Source organism: Streptomyces sp. DS1-CR2, from assembly GCF_055760475.1.
This window is the reverse complement of the sequence record NZ_CM147085.1, coordinates 6,183,688-6,203,277: the sequence shown is the minus strand read 5'-3', so window position 1 is coordinate 6,203,277 and position 19,590 is coordinate 6,183,688. Positions and strand designations below refer to the sequence as shown.

Annotated in this window: 13 protein-coding genes; 4 read left to right on the top strand and 9 right to left on the bottom strand. The window is 70.9% G+C overall.

The window, feature by feature from the left end; translation table 11 throughout:
• Nucleotides 1-157 precede the first annotated feature (157 nt).
• From ACY0PA_RS29565 to nsdA, 4 genes are all read right to left on the bottom strand, one after another.
• Entirely contained in the window at nt 158-2,638 is a 2,481-nt protein-coding gene (locus tag ACY0PA_RS29565) for a [protein-PII] uridylyltransferase (protein WP_473086472.1), read from the bottom strand.
• A 30-nt stretch (nt 2,639-2,668) separates the two neighbouring features.
• Nucleotides 2,669-3,007 carry a P-II family nitrogen regulator gene (locus ACY0PA_RS29560; protein ID WP_100595057.1) on the bottom strand — a complete coding sequence of 113 codons (339 nt, stop codon included), beginning with the start codon at nt 3,005-3,007 and terminating at the stop codon, nt 2,669-2,671.
• Complete coding sequence (locus tag ACY0PA_RS29555) at nt 3,004-4,362, bottom strand: ammonium transporter (protein WP_473080574.1); 1,359 nt, start codon at nt 4,360-4,362, stop codon at nt 3,004-3,006. The genes ACY0PA_RS29560 and ACY0PA_RS29555 overlap by 4 nt, the downstream gene beginning before the upstream one ends.
• A 303-nt stretch (nt 4,363-4,665) precedes the next feature.
• Nucleotides 4,666-6,138: a transcriptional repressor NsdA gene (gene nsdA, locus ACY0PA_RS29550; protein ID WP_473080573.1), complete on the bottom strand. Its 1,473-nt coding sequence runs from the start codon at nt 6,136-6,138 to the stop codon at nt 4,666-4,668.
• Between the two features lie 468 nt (nt 6,139-6,606).
• Here nsdA and ACY0PA_RS29545 point away from each other — a divergent pair, with 468 nt between their 5' ends.
• Nucleotides 6,607-7,284 carry a bifunctional DNA primase/polymerase gene (locus tag ACY0PA_RS29545; protein WP_473080572.1) on the top strand — a complete coding sequence of 226 codons (678 nt, stop codon included), beginning with the start codon at nt 6,607-6,609 and terminating at the stop codon, nt 7,282-7,284.
• Between the two features lie 139 nt (nt 7,285-7,423).
• Here the strand turns inward: ACY0PA_RS29545 and ftsY are convergent, their stop codons facing one another.
• Nucleotides 7,424-8,638 (bottom strand): signal recognition particle-docking protein FtsY, encoded by a 1,215-nt coding sequence (gene ftsY / locus ACY0PA_RS29540; protein ID WP_473080571.1) that lies wholly within the window; start codon nt 8,636-8,638, stop codon nt 7,424-7,426.
• A 406-nt stretch (nt 8,639-9,044) separates the two neighbouring features.
• Here ftsY and ACY0PA_RS29535 point away from each other — a divergent pair, with 406 nt between their 5' ends.
• A complete protein-coding gene (locus ACY0PA_RS29535; protein ID WP_473080570.1) occupies nt 9,045-10,490 on the top strand; it encodes a cytosine permease in 1,446 nt (481 codons plus the stop codon).
• 65 nt (nt 10,491-10,555) lie between these two features.
• Nucleotides 10,556-11,536 (top strand): LLM class flavin-dependent oxidoreductase, encoded by a 981-nt coding sequence (locus ACY0PA_RS29530; RefSeq protein WP_473080569.1) that lies wholly within the window; start codon nt 10,556-10,558, stop codon nt 11,534-11,536.
• Nucleotides 11,537-11,576: 40 nt separating this feature from the next.
• Here ACY0PA_RS29530 and ACY0PA_RS29525 read toward each other — a convergent pair whose 3' ends face one another.
• From ACY0PA_RS29525 to ACY0PA_RS29510, 4 genes are all read right to left on the bottom strand, one after another.
• Nucleotides 11,577-13,001, bottom strand: coding sequence for a sugar porter family MFS transporter (locus tag ACY0PA_RS29525; RefSeq protein WP_473080568.1), 1,425 nt, complete (start codon nt 12,999-13,001; stop codon nt 11,577-11,579).
• Nucleotides 13,002-13,324: 323 nt separating this feature from the next.
• Nucleotides 13,325-17,182, bottom strand: a complete 3,858-nt coding sequence (locus ACY0PA_RS29520) for an AAA family ATPase (protein WP_473080567.1) — start codon at nt 17,180-17,182, stop codon at nt 13,325-13,327.
• A gap of 270 nt (nt 17,183-17,452) precedes the next feature.
• Nucleotides 17,453-17,656 (bottom strand): hypothetical protein, encoded by a 204-nt coding sequence (locus ACY0PA_RS29515; protein WP_116509408.1) that lies wholly within the window; start codon nt 17,654-17,656, stop codon nt 17,453-17,455.
• 380 nt (nt 17,657-18,036) lie between these two features.
• The gene (locus tag ACY0PA_RS29510; RefSeq protein WP_454406909.1) at nt 18,037-18,318 is read right to left on the bottom strand and encodes an acylphosphatase; all 282 of its coding nucleotides are present in this window, start codon (nt 18,316-18,318) and stop codon (nt 18,037-18,039) included.
• 134 nt (nt 18,319-18,452) lie between these two features.
• Here ACY0PA_RS29510 and ACY0PA_RS29505 point away from each other — a divergent pair, with 134 nt between their 5' ends.
• The gene (locus ACY0PA_RS29505) at nt 18,453-19,565 is read left to right on the top strand and encodes a CAP domain-containing protein (protein WP_473080566.1); all 1,113 of its coding nucleotides are present in this window, start codon (nt 18,453-18,455) and stop codon (nt 19,563-19,565) included.
• Nucleotides 19,566-19,590: the final 25 nt, after the last annotated feature.

Below are 19,590 nucleotides of genomic sequence, written 5' to 3'. Positions count from 1 at the left end.
TCCTCGGGTTGAAGGGCGGGCGGACAGGTCGTCCTCCAGGGTATCCGGAGGTGTCCAGTGGGGTCTCCACCCCATTCGTACGAAGCGCTCCCGAGGCCGTACGAAGCGCCCCGGGGAGACCGGCGCCACAAAAGAGCCGGTCTCCCCGTCGGCCCCGCTACCCCCGCAGCGCCCCTTCCAGCGCGCCCGCCACAGCGGCCGCGTCCGCCGCGGGGAGCGGCTCCCCCTCGGCCCGCGTGACATAGAACGCGTCCACCGCGTTCGCCCCGAGGGTCGACACATGCGCGGACCGCACCCGTACGTCCGCCGAATCGAGCGCCCGGCCGATGCGATGCAGCAGGCCCGGTGCGTCCTGTGCCCGCACCTCGATCACCGTCGCGTGCCGCGAGGCGGCGGGGGCGACCGTCACCCGGGGCGGCGGCGCGACGGTGCCGCGGCGCCGCGGATAGGCGGCGTCCCGCTCGGCGAGCCGGGCGGCGATGTCCAGGGAGCCGTCGAGGGCCCGTACGAGATCCGCGCGCAGCCGTGCGGCCTGGGGCAAGGACCCGTACTCGGCGGCGACCCTCCAGTCGAGGAGCAGGACCGAGCCCGGCATCTGGGCGGGCAGGTCGAGGGCGCGCAGCTCCGCCGTGCGGACCGTGAGCCGGTGCATGGCGAGCACCCCGGCGACGGCGGGCAGCACGCCGGGCTGGTCGGGGACGGCGATCAGCAGTTCGACGCCGAGGGGCTCCGGATCGGCGGGCGCGGCCCCGGTGCCCTCCGCGTCCCGGTCGGCGGGGGCCTCGGTCTGCGCGCGCAGGGACAGCACCGGGCCGCCCGTGCGGAAGGCCTCGACGGCCAGCCGCTCCTGTTCGGCGGTCGGCTCGGCCGCGGCGGGGACGTCGCCGTCGCCGGGATCCTCCCCCGCGAGGACGGCGGCGACCCGCTTGACCAGGTCGGTGACGAGCGACCCGCGCCACGAGGACCAGGCCGCGGGCCCGGTGGCGAGCGCGTCCGCCTCCGTCAGGGCATGCAGCAGTTCGAGCGTCCCCACGGACCCGACCGCGTCCGCGACGGCCCGCACCGTCGCCGGGTCGTCCAGATCGCGCCGCGTCGCCGACTCGATGAGCAGCAGATGGTGGCGTACGAGGGTGGCGACGACGGCGACGTCCGCGCGGTCGAAGCCGATGCGGGCGGCCACGTCCTTCGCGATGATCTCGCCGGCCACGGAGTGGTCGCCGGGCCAGCCCTTGCCGATGTCGTGCAGGAGCGCGGCGACGAGCAGCAGGTCGGGGCGGCCGACGCGGCGCGTGAGTTCGGCGGCGCGCACGGCGGTCTCGACGAGGTGCCGGTCGACCGTCCAGGTGTGCACGGCGTTGCGCTGGGGCCTGCACCGCACCCGCTCCCAGTCGGGCAGCAGCCGCGTGATCAGGCCCTCGGCCTCCAGCGCCTCCCAGACCTCGACGGTCGGCCGGCCCGCGCCGAGCAGCGTCACGAGCTGCTCGCGGGCCTCGGCGGGCCACGGCGTGGGCAGCGGGCGCGCGGCGGCGGCCATCCTGCGGACGGCGTGCAGGGACAGCGGCAGGCCGGCCTGGGCGGCGGCCGCGGCGGCGCGCAGCGGCAGCACCGGGTCGCGCTCGGGCCTGGCCGCGCGGGCGAGGACCGCCTCGCCCTCCTGCTCGACGACCCCCTCGGCGAGCGGCGACCGCTCGGTGACGGGCTTGCTCCCGCCGCCCAGCATGGCGCGCAGCCGCGGCCGCACGGCCCGCGACTTGAGCACGCGCCCCACCTCGCGCCAGGTGACGTCACTGGCGTACGACACGGTGCGCGCGGCCTCGTAGACCTGGCGGAGCAGGGTGTCGGCGTCGAGGAGGCCGAGTCCGGCGGCGACCTGGTCCTGTTCCTGGAGGGCGAGGCGGTCGGTGGCGCGGCCGGTGGCCAGGTGCAGGGCGTCCCGTACGTCGAGGAGTCTGCGCCGCGCGTCGGCGAGGCCCTCCCTGGGGGCGTCGGCGAGCCATGACGCGGCGACGGCGCGCAGCGCGGTGGCGTCCCTGAGGCCACCCCTGGCCTCCTTGAGGTCGGGTTCGAGCAGGTACTGCAACTCGCCCTGGCGTTCGGCCCGTTCGTCGCACAGGTCGCGCAGTTCGGGCAGGCGTTTGGGCGCCAGGTTGCGCCAGTCGGCGAGGACGGCGGTGCGCAGGCCCGCCGTCAGGCCGAGGTCGCCGGCGATGTGCCGGGCGTCGAGGAGGCCGAGCTGCACCTTGAGGTCCTCGCCCGCCGTCTTACGCGCCTCCGCCGGAGTACGGACGGAGTGGTCGAGGGCGAGCCCCAGGTCCCATACGGGGTACCAGACGCGGTCCGCGAGGGAGGCGATGGCGCCGGGGCCGGCACTGCCGTCGTGCAGGAGCAGCAGGTCGAGGTCGCTGCGCGGGGAGAGCTCCCCGCGCCCGTAGCCGCCGACGGCGACGAGTGACACCCCTGTCAGCTCGCGCGCCCCGGCAGTGAACAGGTCGGCGAGCCAGTCGTCGGTCAGCCCGGCGAGGGCCGAACGGCGCGGCGGCCCGGACTGCGCCTCGTCCTGGAGGAGGCGCAGCCGGGCCGCCGCATAGCCGCTGGGTGCTGAATCGTCGTCGTCCGCTTTTCCGGTCTGCACATCCATACTCGTCACCCAGCGACTCCTCTGTTCCGTTTACAGCGCGTCCGGCCCGCGCTCACCGGTGCGGACCCTGACGGCGGTCTCCACCGGGACGGCCCAGACCTTGCCGTCCCCGATCTTGCCGGTCCTGGCGGCCTTGACCACGACATCGATGAGCTGTTCGGCGTCGTCGTCCTCCACGAGGACCTCTATGCGGATCTTCGGTACGAGGTCGACGGTGTACTCGGCGCCGCGGTAGACCTCGGTGTGGCCGCGCTGGCGGCCGTAGCCGCTGGCCTCGGTGACGGTCAGGCCCTGGATGCCGAAGGCCTGGAGGGCTTCCTTGATCTCGTCGAGCCGGTGGGGCTTGACGACCGCGGTGATGAGCTTCATGCGTCCACCTTCTTGGTCTGATCTGCTGACTCGTGGACGGCGCCGCCCGGGCCCGGCGCGGCCGAGCGCAGGACCGTGCCGCCGCCCGCGCCGCTGAAGTCGTACGCGGTCTCGGCGTGCTCGACCTGGTCGATGCCGGAGACCTCGTCGTCCTCGCTGACCCGCATGCCGATCGTCTTGTCGATCAGGAAGGCGAGGATCGCGGAGGCGACGAGCGAGTACGCGAGGACCGCGCCGACGCCCGCGAGCTGCTTCCACAGCTGGGTCAGGCCGCCGCCGTAGAAGAGGCCCTTGGCGTCGGACTGGCCGCCGCCGGTGGCGAAGAAGCCGATGAGGAGCGAGCCGATGACACCGCCGACGAGGTGGACGCCGACGACGTCGAGCGAGTCGTCGTAGCCGAACTTGTACTTGAGGCCGACGGCCATGGCGCACAGGACACCGGCGATGACGCCGATGGCGATCGCGCCGAGCGGCGAGCAGGAGCCGCCGGACGGGGTGATCGCGACGAGGCCCGCGACCGCGCCGGAGGCGGCGCCGAGGGTGGTGCACGCGCCGTGCCGGACCTTCTCGTAGATCAGCCAGGCGAGCATGGCGGCGGCGGTGGCGACCTGCGTGTTGACGAACATCAGCGCGCCGACACCGTCGTCGTTGCCGAGCCACGAGCCCGCGTTGAACCCGAACCAGCCGAACCACAGCAGACCGGCGCCGAGCATCACCAGCGGCAGCGAGTGGGGCCGCATCGGGTCCTTCTTGAAGCCGACGCGCTTGCCGATCACAAGGATCACACCGAGAGCGGCCGCACCCGCGTTGATGTGGACCGCGGTGCCGCCGGCGAAGTCGATGACGCCGAGGTCGAACGCCCAGCCACCGGTGCCCCAGACCCAGTGCGCGACGGGGAAGTACACGAGCGTCGCCCACAGGGTGATGAACAGCGCCCAGGCGCTGAACTTCACGCGGTCGGCGAGCGCGCCGCTTATCAGGGCAGGCGTGATGATCGCGAACATCAGCTGGAACACGGCGAAGACGTAGATCGGGATGGTGTAGCCGTCCCACAGCTGCGTCAGGCCGATGCCGCTGAGCCCGACGTAGTCCGAGGACCAGCCGATCAGGCTGCCGTGGTCGGTGCCGAAGGCGGCGGAGAAGCCGTAGAGGACCCACAGGATCGTGACGATCCCGAGGCTGATGAAGCTCATCATCAGCATGTTCAGGGTGGACTTGACGCGGACCATGCCTCCGTAGAAGAAGGCGAGTCCCGGCGTCATGATCATCACCAGGGCGGAACAGATCAGCATGAACCCTGTATTGGCGGCAGACAGCGTGGGCGTGTCTGCGGCTAGCGTGATGCCTGGGGGCATCGGCGTCTCCTCGTCGTTGGTACGGCCCGGTGCGGGCGAAGCCTGTGCGGTCAAGAGGGGTGGGCCGGTTATGCGCCAAGAGAATGGTGCAGCGCCGTTTCCGTGGACGCCCCTCGATGTTTCGCCGCAGTGACGAAGAGGTCGTGCGTGTTACGCGTCAATGAACTGCCTGATACGGGGTGAGGCGATCGTTATCGTGGCGCAACCAACAAAGACCGGCCGCGGCGGCCGTCCGGTTGACCTGGCAATGGGGGAGCCGAGTCGGGCAGTCCGGGAGGGCCGGCCGCGGCCGGGGACAAGGGTTCAGACCGCTTCGGCGGTCTCCGGCAGATGGATCGCGAGCTGTTCGGTGAGGTGCGTGACCTCGGCGACGTCCCCGAACTCACGGACCGCCGTGTCCACGGTCTTGCGGATACGGGTGTTGACCCGCTCGGAGCGCACCTTCTTGGCGATGATCATGGCCTGCTCGGCGAGCACCGTGGACTGCTCGGGCTCGCGCTGGAGCAGATGCACCGTGGCCATCCCGATCAGGTTCAGTGCGTACGACCGCTGGTGCTCGGGGTCCTTCTCGAAGAGCTCGACGGCGCGCCGCATGACGGGCTCGGACATCGAGGCGTACGTGGGGCTGCGGCCCGCCACATAGGCGAGGTCGCGGTACGAGTGGGAGTTCTCCCCGTGCAGCTCGGCCTCGGAGAAGAAGCGGATCCAGTCGGGGTCCGGGTCGTCCCAGTCGTCGGCGTCGTGGAAGGTCTCCTCCGCCATACGGACGGCCCGCTTGCACTTGCCGGGCTGCCCGATGTTCGCGTATGCGCGGGCCTCCATCGCATACAGCATGGCCTGGGTGCGCGGACTGGCGCAGTCGCGGCTGCCGTACTGCGCGAGATGGACGAGTTCCAGCGCGTCGTCGGGCCGGCCGAGGTGGATCATCTGCCGGCTCATGCTGGACAGGACGTACGAGCCGAGCGGCTTGTCGCCGGCTTCCTTGGCCGCGTGCAGGGCGAGGACGAAGTACTTCTGGGCGGTGGGCTGGAGGCCCACGTCGTAGCTCATCCAGCCCGCCAGCTCGGCCAGCTCGGCCGCGACTTTGAAGAGCCGCTTCGTCGTGGCCGCCGGCTGGGGCTCCTGGAGCAGGTCGGTCACCTCGTGCAGCTGGCCGACGACGGCCTTGCGGCGCAGCCCGCCGCCGCACTGCGCGTCCCACTGCCGGAACATGACCGTCGTCGACTCCAGGAGGTCGAGCTCCGGCTTCGAGAGCCGGTTCCCGCGGCGCAGGGCCGCCGGGTCGGGCTCCACCGCCGGCGTCCCGGGCGCGGGCACGAGCCAGCGCTGCATGGGCTCGATGAGCGCGGGGCCCGCGGAGAGCGCGAGGGCGCTGCCGAGGAATCCGCGGCGCGCCAGCATCAGGTCGCTGCGGGAGAACTCACCGATCAGCGCCACCGTCTGCGGACCCGTCCAGGGCAGGTCGACGCCGGACACGGAGGGCGACTGGTGCGCGGCGCGCAGGCCGAGGTCCTCGACCGCGACGACGCAGCCGAAGCGCTCGGAGAACAGCTCGGACAGGATCCGCGGGATCGGCTCGCGCGGGTTCTCGCCGTCGAGCCAGCGGCGCACGCGCGAGGTGTCCGTGGAGATGTGATTGGCGCCCAACTGCCGTGCCCTGCGGTTCACTTGGCGCGCCAGCTCGCCCTTCGACCAGCCGCTGCGCAGGAACCACGAGCTCAGCAGCTCATTGGGGCGTTTCTCAGCGTTCGTCACGCTTCCGTCGCTGCCGCCCACTGGAACGCCTCCATCCCTGAAGCCACCTCTTCGCCACCCCGCTGCTGCGGGGTGCGATGTGCGTCAAGCCCTACCAGCATGCCGTCAACTGCGGCCGCCCGTCCGGTGGTTGTCACTCCTCGAACAGGAAACCGACTTGCCTCCGGCATACCCAAGAGTGCTCACATCCCAGGGGCTTGTGTACTGAAAGTAATCCTACGATCACCCCTCCGGCCATGGCGAACCCGGAAACGCCACCATTCGCCACCCCTTCGAATGAACTAGGGGAGCGCGACACACGATTCACTTGACATAGGACGGCCGAAAGTGGGCGGAGCGGTGTACGCCGGGGCGTGCGGCACCGGGCGCACCACTACCGAAGCTACGGAGCGCCGCCCCGAGTCGGTGGTTCACGGCCCCGCGGAAGCAGAGGGTCACGATCCGATTCCGTCTCGTAACCACCGGTGCGCAGGACCCGTTGGAGGGGGCATGGGCTTCACGATCGGCGGCAGCCGCGGGATTCTCGACATCCGGTCCGGTGCGCGGCGCCGCGGCCGCGCTGCAGGCCGCGCGTCGGACTGCACCTCGGTGGCCGAGTTCACCGGGCTCTGGGGCTGGGAAGCGGTGCCGGGGGCACGCGCCTCGGGCGGCGCCTGCTCGTGCGGCAGGGCGGACTGCATCCAACCCGGCGCCCACCCCATCGACCACGCGCCGACCGTCCCGGCGGGGGCCACGCTCGACGAAGTGACCGAGACCTGGGAGCAGTTCCCCGGCGCCGCGGTGATGCTGCCCGTCGGCAGCGCGTTCGACATCATCGACGTACCCGAGGCGGCCGGCCGTCGCGCGCTCGTCCGCCTGGAGCGGATGGGCCTGCCGCTCGGCCCCGTGACAGCGACGCCCGAGGGACGCGCCCACTTCTTCGTCGCGCCGGGCTCCGCCGCCGGACTCGGCTCGCTGCTCTACCGGATGGGCTGGGACGACGCGGCCCTCGACCTGCACGCGCTCGGCCCCGGTACCCACATCACCGCCCCGCCCTCCGACCGCGGCGGCCTCGGTCCGGTCCGGTGGCTGCGCGCCCCCGGACTCGACTCGGCGACCCAGCCCCCGCAGGCCCGCCTCATCCTCGGCACCCTGGCGTACGTGGCCCATCGCTCCCCGGCGGTCTAGGGCCTGTCCTTCATTTCCCGTCGTCCGCCCGGGAGCAGGCGGGAATGTGAAGACAGACCCCTAGCGACGGCCCGCGCACAGGGAAGCGCCCGCTCCCTGAGGAGCGGGCGCTTCCCTGTGTGAAGAGACGTCCGTACGGCTACTCGCCGATCAGCGCGTCCACGAACGCCTCCGGTTCGAAGGGAGCCAGGTCGTCGGGGCCCTCGCCCAGGCCGATCAGCTTCACCGGCACGCCCAGCTCGCGCTGCACGGCGATGACGATGCCGCCCTTGGCCGTGCCGTCGAGCTTGGTGAGCACGATGCCGGTGATGTCCACCACCTCGGCGAAGACGCGGGCCTGTACCAGGCCGTTCTGCCCGGTCGTCGCGTCGAGGACGAGCAGGATCTCGTCGAGCGGGGCGTGCTTCTCGACGACGCGCTTGACCTTGCCGAGCTCGTCCATGAGGCCGGTCTTGGTGTGCAGGCGGCCCGCGGTGTCGATGAGGACGACGTCGGCACCCTCCTCGATGCCCTCCTTGACGGCGTCGAAGGCGATGGACGCGGGGTCGCCGCCCTCGGGGCCGCGCACGGTGCGGGCACCGACGCGCTCGCCCCAGGTCTGGAGCTGGTCGGCGGCGGCGGCGCGGAAGGTGTCGGCAGCGCCGAGCACCACGTTCCTGCCGTCGGCCACCAGGACACGGGCGAGCTTGCCGGTGGTGGTGGTCTTGCCGGTGCCGTTGACCCCGACGACCATCACGATGCCCGGGGTGTCGAGCGGCGAGTCGGTGTTGACCGCGCGGTCGAACTCCGGGACGAGGAGCTGCAGCAGCTCCTCGCGCAGCAGCGTGCGCAGCTCGTCGGGCGTGCGGGTGCCGAGCACCTTGACGCGCTCGCGCAGCCGGTCGACGAGCTCCTGCGTGGGCTGCACGCCGACGTCGGCGGTGAGCAGGGTGTCCTCGATCTCCTCCCAGGTGTCCTCGTCCAGGTGCTCGCGCGACAGGAGCGTGAGCAGCCCCTTGCCGAGCGCGTTCTGCGAGCGGGAGAGCCGGGCGCGCAGGCGCACGAGGCGCCCCGCGGTCGGCTCGGGGATCTCGATCTCGGGCGCGGCCGGAGCCGGGGGCTCCTCCACCGCGATGGGCGCGGACGGCTCCGGCTCGACGAGCGGGAGGTCGACCTCCTCGATCGTGCGGCGGGGTTCGTCGCGCGGTGTCTCGGCCTCTTCGCCGACGTGCGGCTCGGCCGGAGGGGCGGTGATGTCGGGCACGGAGGGGGGCGGCGGGGGCAGCTGCTTCCTTCTGCGGCTGCCGACCACGAGCCCGCCGAGTGCGCCGATCACGACCACGGCGATGACTACAGCAAGGATGACGATTTCCATAACGACACCAGTATGGCGTGACCAGGCGCCATACCCCTTCGCTGTCCGTGCAGGGCTGCGTGCCCTGCGGGCCGGGCTGGTCCGTCGTCCGATCGCGCGTCGACGAGAAGCCCCTGGGCGGAGTCACAACTCGTCCAGTATCAGTACCACCGATACGCGGGATACGAGTCCGGGTGCGCACAGCGCACCCAGGGCGTGTGATGGCCCATTTCGTGGACCGTCACACGCCCTTCCTTGTATGTTCCTCCAAAGAACATAAGCCACTTGAGTGGATTACTCGGACTAAAGTACGATGGAAGAGGATGATGCAACGCGCGTAGAGTCCCCAGCGTCCCCTCCCCACACCCCCCACCGGCTCCCCCACCCACACCCACGGGGCCGAGCGAGAGGCACGGAACCCCACCGCATGAGCAAGACCGCCGAATCCGAAGGCGCACTCGAGACCCGCGGCATCGAGCCCGTCCCCGAGTCCGAGCGCACCGCCAGGACCCGTGAGCTGTTCCCCACCTGGGTCGCCGCCAACATCAGTGTGCTGCTGCTCACGATGGGCGCGAGCCTGGTCGTCTCGTACAAGCTCAACTTCTGGCAGGCGCTCGTCGTCGCGATCGCCGCCCCCATTGTCTCGTACGGCCTCGTCGGCCTGATCGGCATCGCCGGCAAGCGCGGCGGTGCCCCGGGTATGGCCCTGTCGCGCGCGGTCTTCGGCCAGCGCGGCAACCTGCTGCCGGGCTCGCTCATCTGGGTCGCCCGCTGGGGCTGGGAGACGATCAACGCGGTGACCGGCGCCTACGCCGTACTGACCGTCCTGGACATCCTCTTCGGCGTGAAGAGCAACAACGTCCTGGTGATCGTCACGCTGCTGCTCTTCGTCGTCACGACGTTCGTGATCTCCGGCCTCGGGATCAACGCCGTGCAGAAGTGCAACAAGTACGCGACGTACCTCTTCGGTCTCTTCTCGGTCCTCGTACTGGCCTACCTGATCGCCAATACCGACTGGACCCGCGTCTTCGACCAGCCCGCGGGCAAGATGTCGCTCATGGTCGCCGGTATCGGCCTGATCGCCGCGGGCGGCGTCAGCTGGATCCCCTCGTCGCCGGACTTCACGCGCTACCTGCCACGCACGGCCTCGTCGGTCGCGATCGTGCGCAACTCGGTCGGCGGCGCCGGCATCGTCGTCCTGCCGATGGTCCTGATGGGCGCCGTCATGGCGGTCTCCACGCCCGACCTGGCCTCGGCCGCCGACCCGGTCTCCTTCCTCGGCGAGATCCTGCCGCTGTGGATCGCGGTCCCGTACCTCCTGATCGCCCTGGTCGGCATGCTGCTGATCAACTCGATGTCGATGTACTCGGCGGGCTTCACCGCCCAGACCCTGGGCTTCAAGGTCCCGCGCCACTGGGCCGTCTCGATCAACGCGCTCATCTCGCTGATCTTCGGCGGCATCCTGATGCTCGTCGCGACCAGCTTCATGGGCTCGTTCATCGCCTTCCTGTCGCTGCTCGCGGTGGCGTTCTCGGCCTGGGTCGGCGTCTTCGGCGCCGACATGCTGCGGCGCAAGGAGTACGACGCCGAGGCCCTCGTCGACACCACGCGCACCAGCGCCTACTGGTACACGGGCGGCTTCAGCCCGGCAGCCGCCGCCTCCTGGGCGATCGGCCTCCTCGGGGGCCTGATGTTCACCACGTCCGACTGGTTCACCGGCCCGCTCGCCGCGAACAACCCGATCGGCGAGTACGGCCTCGGCTGGGTCGCCACGATCGTGATCTCCGGCCTGCTGTACGTGGCCCTGCCGAAACCCGCCGCCGTCCCGTCCGAGGACTTTGCCGAAGAGGAGCGCGAGACCCTGGCTGTCTGACGCTCCGTCAGCTACCGTCCCCCTTCACCAGCGGCCCAACTCCGCCCTGTGAAGGGGGACTTCTCATGCCCGTCACGGTCGTGCGCTTCAACCTCGTGGACCCCGCGGCGACGCCCGAATCGCTGAGCGCCCGGTACAGGGCGGCCGTCGAGATGGCGGCGTACGCCGACGACCGCGGCATCTCCACCGTCCAGACCGAGGAGCACCACGGCGTCGCCAACAACTGGCTTCCGTCGCCCTTCACCTTCGCGGGCGCCGTCTTCGGCGCGACCCGGCGCATCGCCGTCACGGTCTCCGCGATCATCGGCCCGCTGCACGATCCGCTGCGCCTCGCGGAGGACATCGCCGTACTCGATCTGCTCAGCGGCGGCCGGCTCGTCACCGTCGCCGGGATCGGCTACCGGCCCGAGGAATACGGGCAGTTCGACGTCGAGTGGAAGCGGCGGGGCAAGCTCCAGGACGAGCTCCTCGACACCCTGCTCAAGGCGTGGACGGGCGAGGAGTTCGACTTCCGCGGCCGCACGGTCCGCGTCACGCCGCGCCCGTTCACCCAGCCCCACCCGCTGCTCCTGGTCGGCGGGTCCTCGCGGGCGGCGGCGCGGCGCGCGGCCCGCCTCGGCCTGCCGTTCTTCCCGAGCGCGCATCTGCCCGAACTCGAGGCGTACTACAAGGAACAGCTCGTCGAGCACGGCACCGAGGGCTGGACCATGATGCCCGCGGCAGTCACCCCGCTGCTGCACGTCGCCGAGGACCCCGACCGCGTGTGGGCCGAGCACGGAGAGCACTTCCTGCACGAGGCGCGGACGTACGCGTCCTGGCAGTCCGGCGACATCAAGTCGGCGGTGAAATCGGGGGCCACGACGGTCGACGAGCTGCGCGCCGAGGGCGTCTACCGGATCCTCACGCCCGACGAGTGCGTGGAGCAGGACCTCGACAGTTATGTGCTGCACCCGCTGTCCGGCGGTATGCCGGTCGACGAGGGCTGGCGCAGCCTGCACCTGTTCTGCGAAAACGTACTGCCCCGGCTCGAAGACCGTGCGGTCTGAGCCGGGGCAGTGACGAGGGTGAGGAGATGGCAGCGGGGACTTAACCCATCTCCTCCAACGCCTTGCCCTTGGTCTCCTTCACGAACTTGAGCACGAAGGGGATCGAGAGCGCGGCGAAGATTGTGTAAATGACGTACGTCCCGGAGAGGTTCCAGTCGGCCAGCGACGGGAAGCTCGCGGTGATGGCCCAGTTGGCGATCCACTGCGCGGAGGCGGCCACACCGAGCGCCGCGGCGCGGATCTTGTTCGGGAACATCTCGCCGAGGAAGACCCAGACGACGACACCCCACGACAGGGCGAAGAACAGGACGAAGAAGTGGGCCGCGATCAGGGCGACCCAGCCCTGCGTGGCCGGCAGCTTGCCGTCCACCAGGTCGTACGAGAACGCCCAGGCCTCCAGCGCGAGACCGATGACCATGCCGACCGAACCGACCAGGGCCAGCGGCTTACGACCGACGCGGTCCACCAGGAGCATCGCGATCACGGTGCCGATGATGTTGATGATCGACGTGGTGAACGAGTAGAAGAACGAGTCCGTCGGGTTCACGCCGACCGACTGCCACAGCGTCGAGGAGTAGTAGAACGCGACGTTGATGCCGACGAACTGCTGGAAGACCGAGAGGCCGATACCGACCCAGACGATCGGCTTGAAGTAGAGACCGCCGATGCCCTTGCCGGAGAGCAGGTCCTTGAAGGTGGACTTGTGCTCGCTCTTCATCGCGTGCTCGATCTCGGCGATGCGGGCGTCCAGGTCGACCTTCGTGCCCTCGACCTCCGCGAGGATCTCCTTGGCCCTCGCCTCCTTGCCGACCGAGACGAGGTAGCGCGGCGACTCGGGGATCGCGAAGGACAGCATGCCGTAGAGAACGGCCGGGATGACCATCACGCCGAGCATGACCTGCCAGGCCTCGAGGCCCATGACCTCACCGCGCTGGTCGCCGCCGGCGGCCTGCAGGATGCCGTAGTTGACGAGCTGCGAGATGGCGATGCCGACGACGATCGCGGCCTGCTGGAAGGAGCCGAGGCGGCCGCGGTACGCGGGCGGCGAGACCTCGGCGATGTACGCCGGGCCGATGACGGAGGCCATGCCGATGCCGAAGCCGCCGACGATCCGCCAGAAGGCCAGGTCCCAGAGGGCGAAGGGCAGTGCGGAGCCGACGGCGCTGATCGTGAAGAGGACGGCCGCGATCTGCATGCAGCGGATACGGCCGATGCGGTCCGCGATCCGGCCGGCGGTGGCCGCGCCGATCGCACAGCCGATCAGGGCGATGGCGATGACCTGGGCGAGCGTTCCGGAGCCGATGTCGTACCGGTCACGGATGGCCTCGACGGCTCCGTTGATCACGGAACTGTCGTAGCCGAAGAGAAAGCCGCCCATCGCGGCCGCCGCCGTGATGAAGATGACATGGCCGAGATGGTCGGGGTGAGCCTCTCGGGCGCTTGGCGGCTTCGCTGTGCTGGTCACGTGTACTCCTCGGGCCACCGGCAGCGGTGCCGGGGGTGGGGGTGAGAGCCCTTCCAGTGGCGCACAACTTCACGCCGCCCACCACCTGAAGGTAAAAGCAACGTTGCAGAGACTATGCCTTCAAGTTTCGAAGTCAAGAGGGGGGTAACTGTGAATTTCAGACGCCCTGGTCACGGACATCATTCAACTCTTGAACAATTGCCTGTGAGTGATCTTGCGGTTGATCTCGCGGCCGACGCCGCGGCTGATGCCGCGGCTGATGCCGCGCCGGTGAACGATGTACGGGCGGCCGGTGACCGGTGTCCGGGGGGCCCGGCGCGCGGTCAGCGCAGCCGCTGGCTGATCACCTTCGACACCCCGTCGCCCTGCATCGACACCCCATAGAGCGCGTCGGCGACCTCCATCGTGCGCTTCTGGTGCGTGATCACGATGAGCTGGGAGGCCTCCTGGAGCTCCTGCATGATGCGGATGAGGCGCTGGAGGTTGGTGTCGTCGAGAGCGGCCTCGACCTCGTCCATCACGTAGAAGGGGCTGGGCCGCGCCTTGAAGATCGAGACGAGCAGCGCCACGGCGGTCAGAGAGCGCTCGCCGCCGGAGAGCAGCGAGAGCCGCTTGACCTTCTTGCCCGGAGGGCGGGCCTCCACGTCGACGCCCGTGGTGAGCATGTTGTCGGGATCGGTCAGGATCAGCCGTCCGTCGCCGCCGGGGAAGAGCCGACTGAAGACACCCTCGAACTCTCGGGCCGTGTCCCGGTACGCCTCGGTGAAGACCTGCTCGACGCGCTCGTCGACTTCCTTCACCACCTGAAGGAGATCGCTCCTCGTCTTCTTCAGGTCCTCGAGCTGCTCGCTGAGGAACTTGTGGCGCTCCTCCAGCGCGGCAAACTCTTCCAGAGCCAGCGGATTCACCTTTCCCAGCTGCTGATACGCCCGTTCGGCTGACTTGAGCCGCTTCTCCTGCTCCGCGCGCACGAACGGCCGCGGCTGATTGCGCGGGTGCTCGGGGTCGTCGGGCAGCTCCTCGCCCTCGGCCGGAAGCGAGGGCGGTACGGGCTGTTGCGGCCCGTACTCCGATACGAGTCCCGCCGGTTCGACGCCGAGTTCCTCCAGCGCCTTGGCCTCCAGCTGCTCGATCCGCAGCCGCTTCTCGGCGCCGAGCACCTCGCCCCGGTGCACCGAGTCCGTCAGCTTGTCGAGCTCCGCCTTCAGGTCCCGGCCGCGGGCCCGCTCGGCGACCAGTTCCCGTTCCCGCTCGCCCTTGGCGCTCTCGGCGGACACCCGCTCCTGCTCGGCCCGTCCTACGGATACCTCGACGTGGGCGAGCAACTGCCGGGCGCCGGAGGCCACCGCCTCGGCCACGGCCGCCTCGTGGCGCAGCCTGGAGCGCTGCCGCTCCGCACGCGCGCGTGCCTCGCGCTCCGCGCGGGCCGCCCGGTCCAGCGAATCGGCGCGTCCGGCAAGGCCCTTCACGCGCTCCTCGTGCGTACGCGCCTGGAGCCGGGCCTCCATCTCGGTCTGGCGGGCGTTGGCCCCGTCGGCGGCGAGCCGGTCGCGCACCGCGGTGTCCGGCTCCTCGTCGGCCGGCATCTCCTCGGCGACGGCGAGCCGTTCGGCCAGCTCCTCGGCGTCCATGACGGCCTTCTCCAGCGCGTCCTGCGCCTTGGCGGCCGCGGCGGCGCTGCGCTCGGCCTCCCCGGCCGCGCCTCGCGCCTGTCCGGACAGGCGGCCGAGCTGCTGCGCCACGGACGACTTCTCGCGGTCGGCGGCCCGGCGCCGCTCTCCCAGCTCCTCCACGAGAGCGGCGGCGTCCGCGCGCCGGGCCACCGCGGCGCGCTGTGCCTCGGCCAGCTCCTCGCACCGCACCCCGAGCTCGGCCAGCTCGCCCGCGGCCTCGTCGACGGAGGCCTGCACCTCGAGAAGACTGGGCGCACCGGCGGAACCGCCCTGCGCGAAGTGCGCCCCGAGCAGGTCCCCTTCAGCGGTGACGGCGGTCAGCTCGGGCCGCACGTAGACAAGATCCTCGGCATCCTCGAGCGTCCCGACGACCACGATCCCCCGCAGCAGCCGCCGCACGGCAGGCATCAACTCGCAGGGCCCGCGCACGAAATCGGCCACGAGCGGCGGCCCGTCCCCACCCCGCGCAGCCCGTCCCGGGTACGCACGCCCAAGGCCACCGAGCCCCTCACCGACACCGCCCGCCCCGGTCGCCGACGCGGCACTGGCCGGATGGGAGCCACCACGCTGTACGTCACCAGTGCCGTCACCACCACCCCCGGCCCCGCCACCAGGGGAACCCCCGGCCGAGGCAGACATGCCGCCGGCCGCCGCCGCGGAAACGCCGTCGTCACCACCAGCCCCAGGCCCACCATCCGCAGACCCACCACCGACCGACCCCCCGGCCGACGACGCACCCACGCCCCCGCCCGAAGCGGACGCGCCCTCACCCCCGGCCCAAGCGGAATCGTCCCCCGCCAGCAGCAGCGCCGCGCGCCCCGCGTCCTGTTTGCGCAGGAGGCGGATCGCTTCCGCGGCGGAGGCGGGGGTGGTCACGGCGATGGCGTCCGCCGCGACGCCGAACGCCGCGGCGACCGGGACCTCGAAGCCTGGGGTGACGGAGAGCAGTTCGGCCGCGGGGCCGAGGACTCCGGTCAGTCGGTCGCGGGCCCCGAGCAGCGCGCCGGTGCCGTCCTTGCGGCGCAGCCCGAGCGCGAGCGCGTCATGCCGGGCGGAGACGGCGGCCCGCTTGCGTTCCGCGGACGTCAGGGCTTCCCTGGCCGCCGTCAGCGCGGACTCCGCGGCGGCGAGGGCGGCCCTGGCCGCGTCGTGCCGGTCCCCGAGCTCCGCGTCCCCGGCGTCGAGGCCGTCCACCTCGGCCTTGAGCTGCTCGTACTCCTCCTGCGCCGCGACGGCCCGCTCCCGCGCCTCGTCCCGCGCGGCGGCCAGCCGGTCGATCTCGGCCTGCGCCGCGGCGGCCCGGGAACGGGCGGCGTTGACCTGCCCGTTCAGCCGCGCGAGCCCCTCGCGCCGGTCGGCGATGGCCCGGGCGGCGTCCTTGAGCCGGCGCTCCTCGGCCGCCAACTCCCGTTCCAGGTCGGCCCGGTGGGCCACCGTGTCGTCGAGAGCACGCTCGGCGGCTTCGAGCGCGGCCTCCAGTTCGGCCTCCTGCTCGCGGATCCGGGCGGCCTCGCGCTCCATGTCCTCGGGGTCACGCCCGCGTCGCTCCTCCGCGGGGGCGGACGTCGCGCTCTTGACCCGCGCGTCGGCCAGCGAGACGGTGCCGCGCACCCGCTCGGCCAGTTGCGACAGCTCGTACCAGGTCTGCTGGGCGCGCTGGAGCCGCGGCGTGAGCTGCCTGACCTCGGCCTCCAGGAGCGCCTCACGCTGGAGGGCCTTCTTCAGCTCGGCCTCGGCGGCGTCCTTGCGCTCCTTGAGCGCCGCCTCGTCCTCGATCTCGGCGCGCAGCGCACCCCGCATCCGTACGAGGTCGTCGGCGAGGAGGCGCAGCCGCGCGTCGCGGAGGTCGGCCTGGATGACGGCGGCGCGGCGCGCGACGGCGGCCTGGCGCCCGAGCGGCTTCAACTGCCGCCGCAATTCGTCGTTGAGGTCCTGCACGCGCGCGAGGTTGGCTCGCATCGCGTCCAGCTTCCGCAGCGCCTTCTCCTTGCGCTTGCGGTGCTTGAGGACGCCGGCGGCCTCCTCGATGAACGCCCTGCGCCCCATCGGGTCGGCGTGGAGCACGGAGTCGAGCTGGCCCTGTCCGACGATGACATGCATCTCGCGCCCGATACCGGAGTCGGACAGCAACTCCTGGATGTCGAGCAGCCTGCACGTGTCGCCGTTGATCTGGTATTCGCTGCCGCCGTTGCGGAACATGATCCGCGTGATGGTGACCTCGGCGTACTCGATGGGCAGCGCGCCGTCGGAGTTGTCGATGGTCAGCGACACCTCGGCGCGGCCGAGCGGCGGGCGCCCGGTCGTGCCGGCGAAGATGACGTCCTCCATCTTGCCGCCGCGCAGCGACTTCGCACCCTGCTCGCCCATGACCCAGCTGAGGGCGTCCACGACATTGGACTTGCCCGAGCCGTTGGGGCCGACGACGCAGGTGATGCCCGGCTCGAACCGCAATGTGGTGGCCGAGGCGAACGATTTGAACCCGCGCAGGGTCAGGGCCTTGAGGTGCACGCCGCCGGACTCTACCCGCCGCGCGTGTCTCACTCCATGAACCCGCGGTTTCGCCCAGGAAGGTGCAGGGCACATCAGACGTTAAAGAAAGACGTCGACGCGCGGAGCAGCGGCGGGGCATTCGAGGGGGCACGGCACGGAGTGGCTCACGGGGAGCGGAAAGTCAGAAAGAAGGGACGCGAAAAGCGTCCCTTGCAGATCTGAGCAATCCTTGATCAAGCGGCTTGATGAAAGGGCTGCCTGACCATGGGTGTCGTGTGCGGGATGTGGTCAGGTGAGCGCAGGCTCCGCCTGGGGTACGTCGATGCTCTCGAGGAGCGATTCGTGAGAAGCGGCAGCCGCTAGCGCGTCGTTCTCGGACTGGATCCGAACGAGTTCGGACTCGAGGTCCTGGACGCGCTGCTGGAGCCGTCGCATCTCGGCGAGGAGTCGCGGGTCGGAACCGCCGACGTAACCGAGAAGCGCCTTTGCCATGATGGATGGTCCTCCACAATGAGTGACCGACCGAAGCGGTGTGGGTCGTGAGGGAATCGCACCCGCGGTGCCTGGCACTCGTTGTTTTGCTGCCGTTCATACATGCCAAACAGCTAAGGTGCGCGGGGCTTCCAGAGTCTCACCAAAAAGTTTGACGGTCAACACGATCACACCCCGTATTGACGGGTGAGCCCGGGGGCCCGGCACCGTGAAAACTTCGGCGCGGCCTCACTTCGGGCCCCTGGGGGCTGGAGATCATCCTTACTTCGCGAGCCTGCCACGACGAGCGCTTATTGGCAACCACCAGGTCATTCATGCCCCGCGCAGTTGCCCTGCGCATGCCATGAACACCTCTTGAGGGCCTGACCTGCGCGCCCTTCTCAGCGAATGGCGAAGTCGGCGTATCCACCGCGCGGGGCGTCCCAGATCTCGGTGACTCCGTCGACCCTCCCGGGTGTGTCGCCGTCGCGGAGCCAGTCGAGAAGGCCCTGACAGCTCGCGCGTGAGCCCTCCGCGACGACCTGGACCCGGCCGTCGTCCAAATTGAGAGCAAAGCCACTCAGGCCGCCGATCTCCAGAGCCTTCGCCCGCGTGAACCAGCGAAAACCCACACGCTGGACGCGTCCGCGCACCCAGACGGTGATGCGTACGTCTTCGTTCATAGGGGCACGCTAACCGGCCAATTGCCCTCGGAGCACTTCGCCCCCTTGCGTCTTGGGGTACCGTCCCGGACCAATGCGACTCACCCGTACGGGTGAGTCGCATTACCCACAGCGAGGACGAGGAAGGCCACAGGATGGGACGCCACCGACGCGCCGACGCCGGCCGCGCCGCCACGGGTCGCGCCACGGACAGCACGGTCGGTTCGTATGCGGGGCACGACGGTACGTACAAGGCCGGGCACAACGGCTCGTACGACGGCGCGCACGCGGAGACGTACACACCCGACGGATTCGCCTCCCCGTACCACACGGGCCCGCACGCCACGGCGAACGACCTGGACCGGGCGTCCGACGACGCCTACCCGGGCGAGCCCGCAGGCGCGTACACGCCCTCCGGGAGCCCGGGCGGCTCGCACCGCCGCAGGAAGCGCGTCGCCAGGCCGGTGCGGACGGGGCTCCTCGGAGTCTCCGCCGCCGTGGCGATGGGCGCCGTCGCGGTGGCCTCCGGGGTGGTCCCCGGCATGGACAACTACTCGCTGGGCGGCGGCAACGGCGCCGACAAGGTGCGCGCCGCCGACTCCCCTTCGGGGCTCGAGACGCAGGGCGGAACGGACGGCAGCGCCGACCGCGCCCCGTCCTCCGCGAGCCGCGGCGCCGAGCGCTCGGACTCTCCTTCCGCTTCGCCTTCGCAGTCTTCCTCGAAGCCGTCTTCGACCCCGTCAAAGACGGCTTCGCCGAGCAAGTCCTCCAGTTCCGCTTCGCATTCCGGTTCCGGCGGTGCGGCGACCTCGCCCAAGACCGCGACCCCGTCGAAGACCGCCACCACGAAGCCCCCGGCTGCGGCGCCGAGCCTGAAGGCCCCGTCCGGCGAGGCGTCGGCCGAGGCCCAGGTGCTCGCGCTGGTCAACACGGAGCGGGCCAAGGCCGGCTGCAGGCCGGTGACCGCGGACGGCGGCCTCGCCGCCCTCGCCGGGAACTTCAGCGAGGACATGGCGGCGCGGGGCTTCTTCGACCACACGGATCCGGATGGCGCGACGCCCTGGGACCGTGCGAAGAAGGCCGGCATAACGGACCTGGGCGGCGAGAACATAGCCCGGGGCCAGGCCAACGCCCAGTCCGTCATGGACTCCTGGATGAACAGCCCCGGCCACCGCGCGAACATCCTCAACTGCGACTACAAGACGCTCGGCGTCGGCGTGCACTTCGGGTCGGGCGGCCCGTGGTGGACGCAGGACTTCGGCTTCTGACCGCACCGGCCGGCACCAGCTCGCA

Excerpts from the sequence above, each read along its gene's own strand:
- ACY0PA_RS29560 (WP_100595057.1), bottom strand. The coding sequence starts at position 3,007 with ATGAAGCTCATCACCGCGGTCGTCAAGCCCCACCGGCTCGACGAGATC.
- ACY0PA_RS29505 (WP_473080566.1), top strand. The coding sequence starts at position 18,453 with ATGGGACGCCACCGACGCGCCGACGCCGGCCGCGCCGCCACGGGTCGC.
- ACY0PA_RS29530 (WP_473080569.1), top strand. The coding sequence starts at position 10,556 with ATGCCCGTCACGGTCGTGCGCTTCAACCTCGTGGACCCCGCGGCGACG.
- ACY0PA_RS29510 (WP_454406909.1), bottom strand. The coding sequence starts at position 18,318 with ATGAACGAAGACGTACGCATCACCGTCTGGGTGCGCGGACGCGTCCAG.
- ACY0PA_RS29515 (WP_116509408.1), bottom strand. The coding sequence starts at position 17,656 with ATGGCAAAGGCGCTTCTCGGTTACGTCGGCGGTTCCGACCCGCGACTC.
- ACY0PA_RS29545 (WP_473080572.1), top strand. The coding sequence starts at position 6,607 with ATGGGCTTCACGATCGGCGGCAGCCGCGGGATTCTCGACATCCGGTCC.
- ACY0PA_RS29555 (WP_473080574.1), bottom strand. The coding sequence starts at position 4,362 with ATGCCCCCAGGCATCACGCTAGCCGCAGACACGCCCACGCTGTCTGCC.
- ftsY (WP_473080571.1), bottom strand. The coding sequence starts at position 8,638 with ATGGAAATCGTCATCCTTGCTGTAGTCATCGCCGTGGTCGTGATCGGC.
- ACY0PA_RS29565 (WP_473086472.1), bottom strand. The coding sequence starts at position 2,638 with ATGGATGTGCAGACCGGAAAAGCGGACGACGACGATTCAGCACCCAGC.
- ACY0PA_RS29535 (WP_473080570.1), top strand. The coding sequence starts at position 9,045 with ATGAGCAAGACCGCCGAATCCGAAGGCGCACTCGAGACCCGCGGCATC.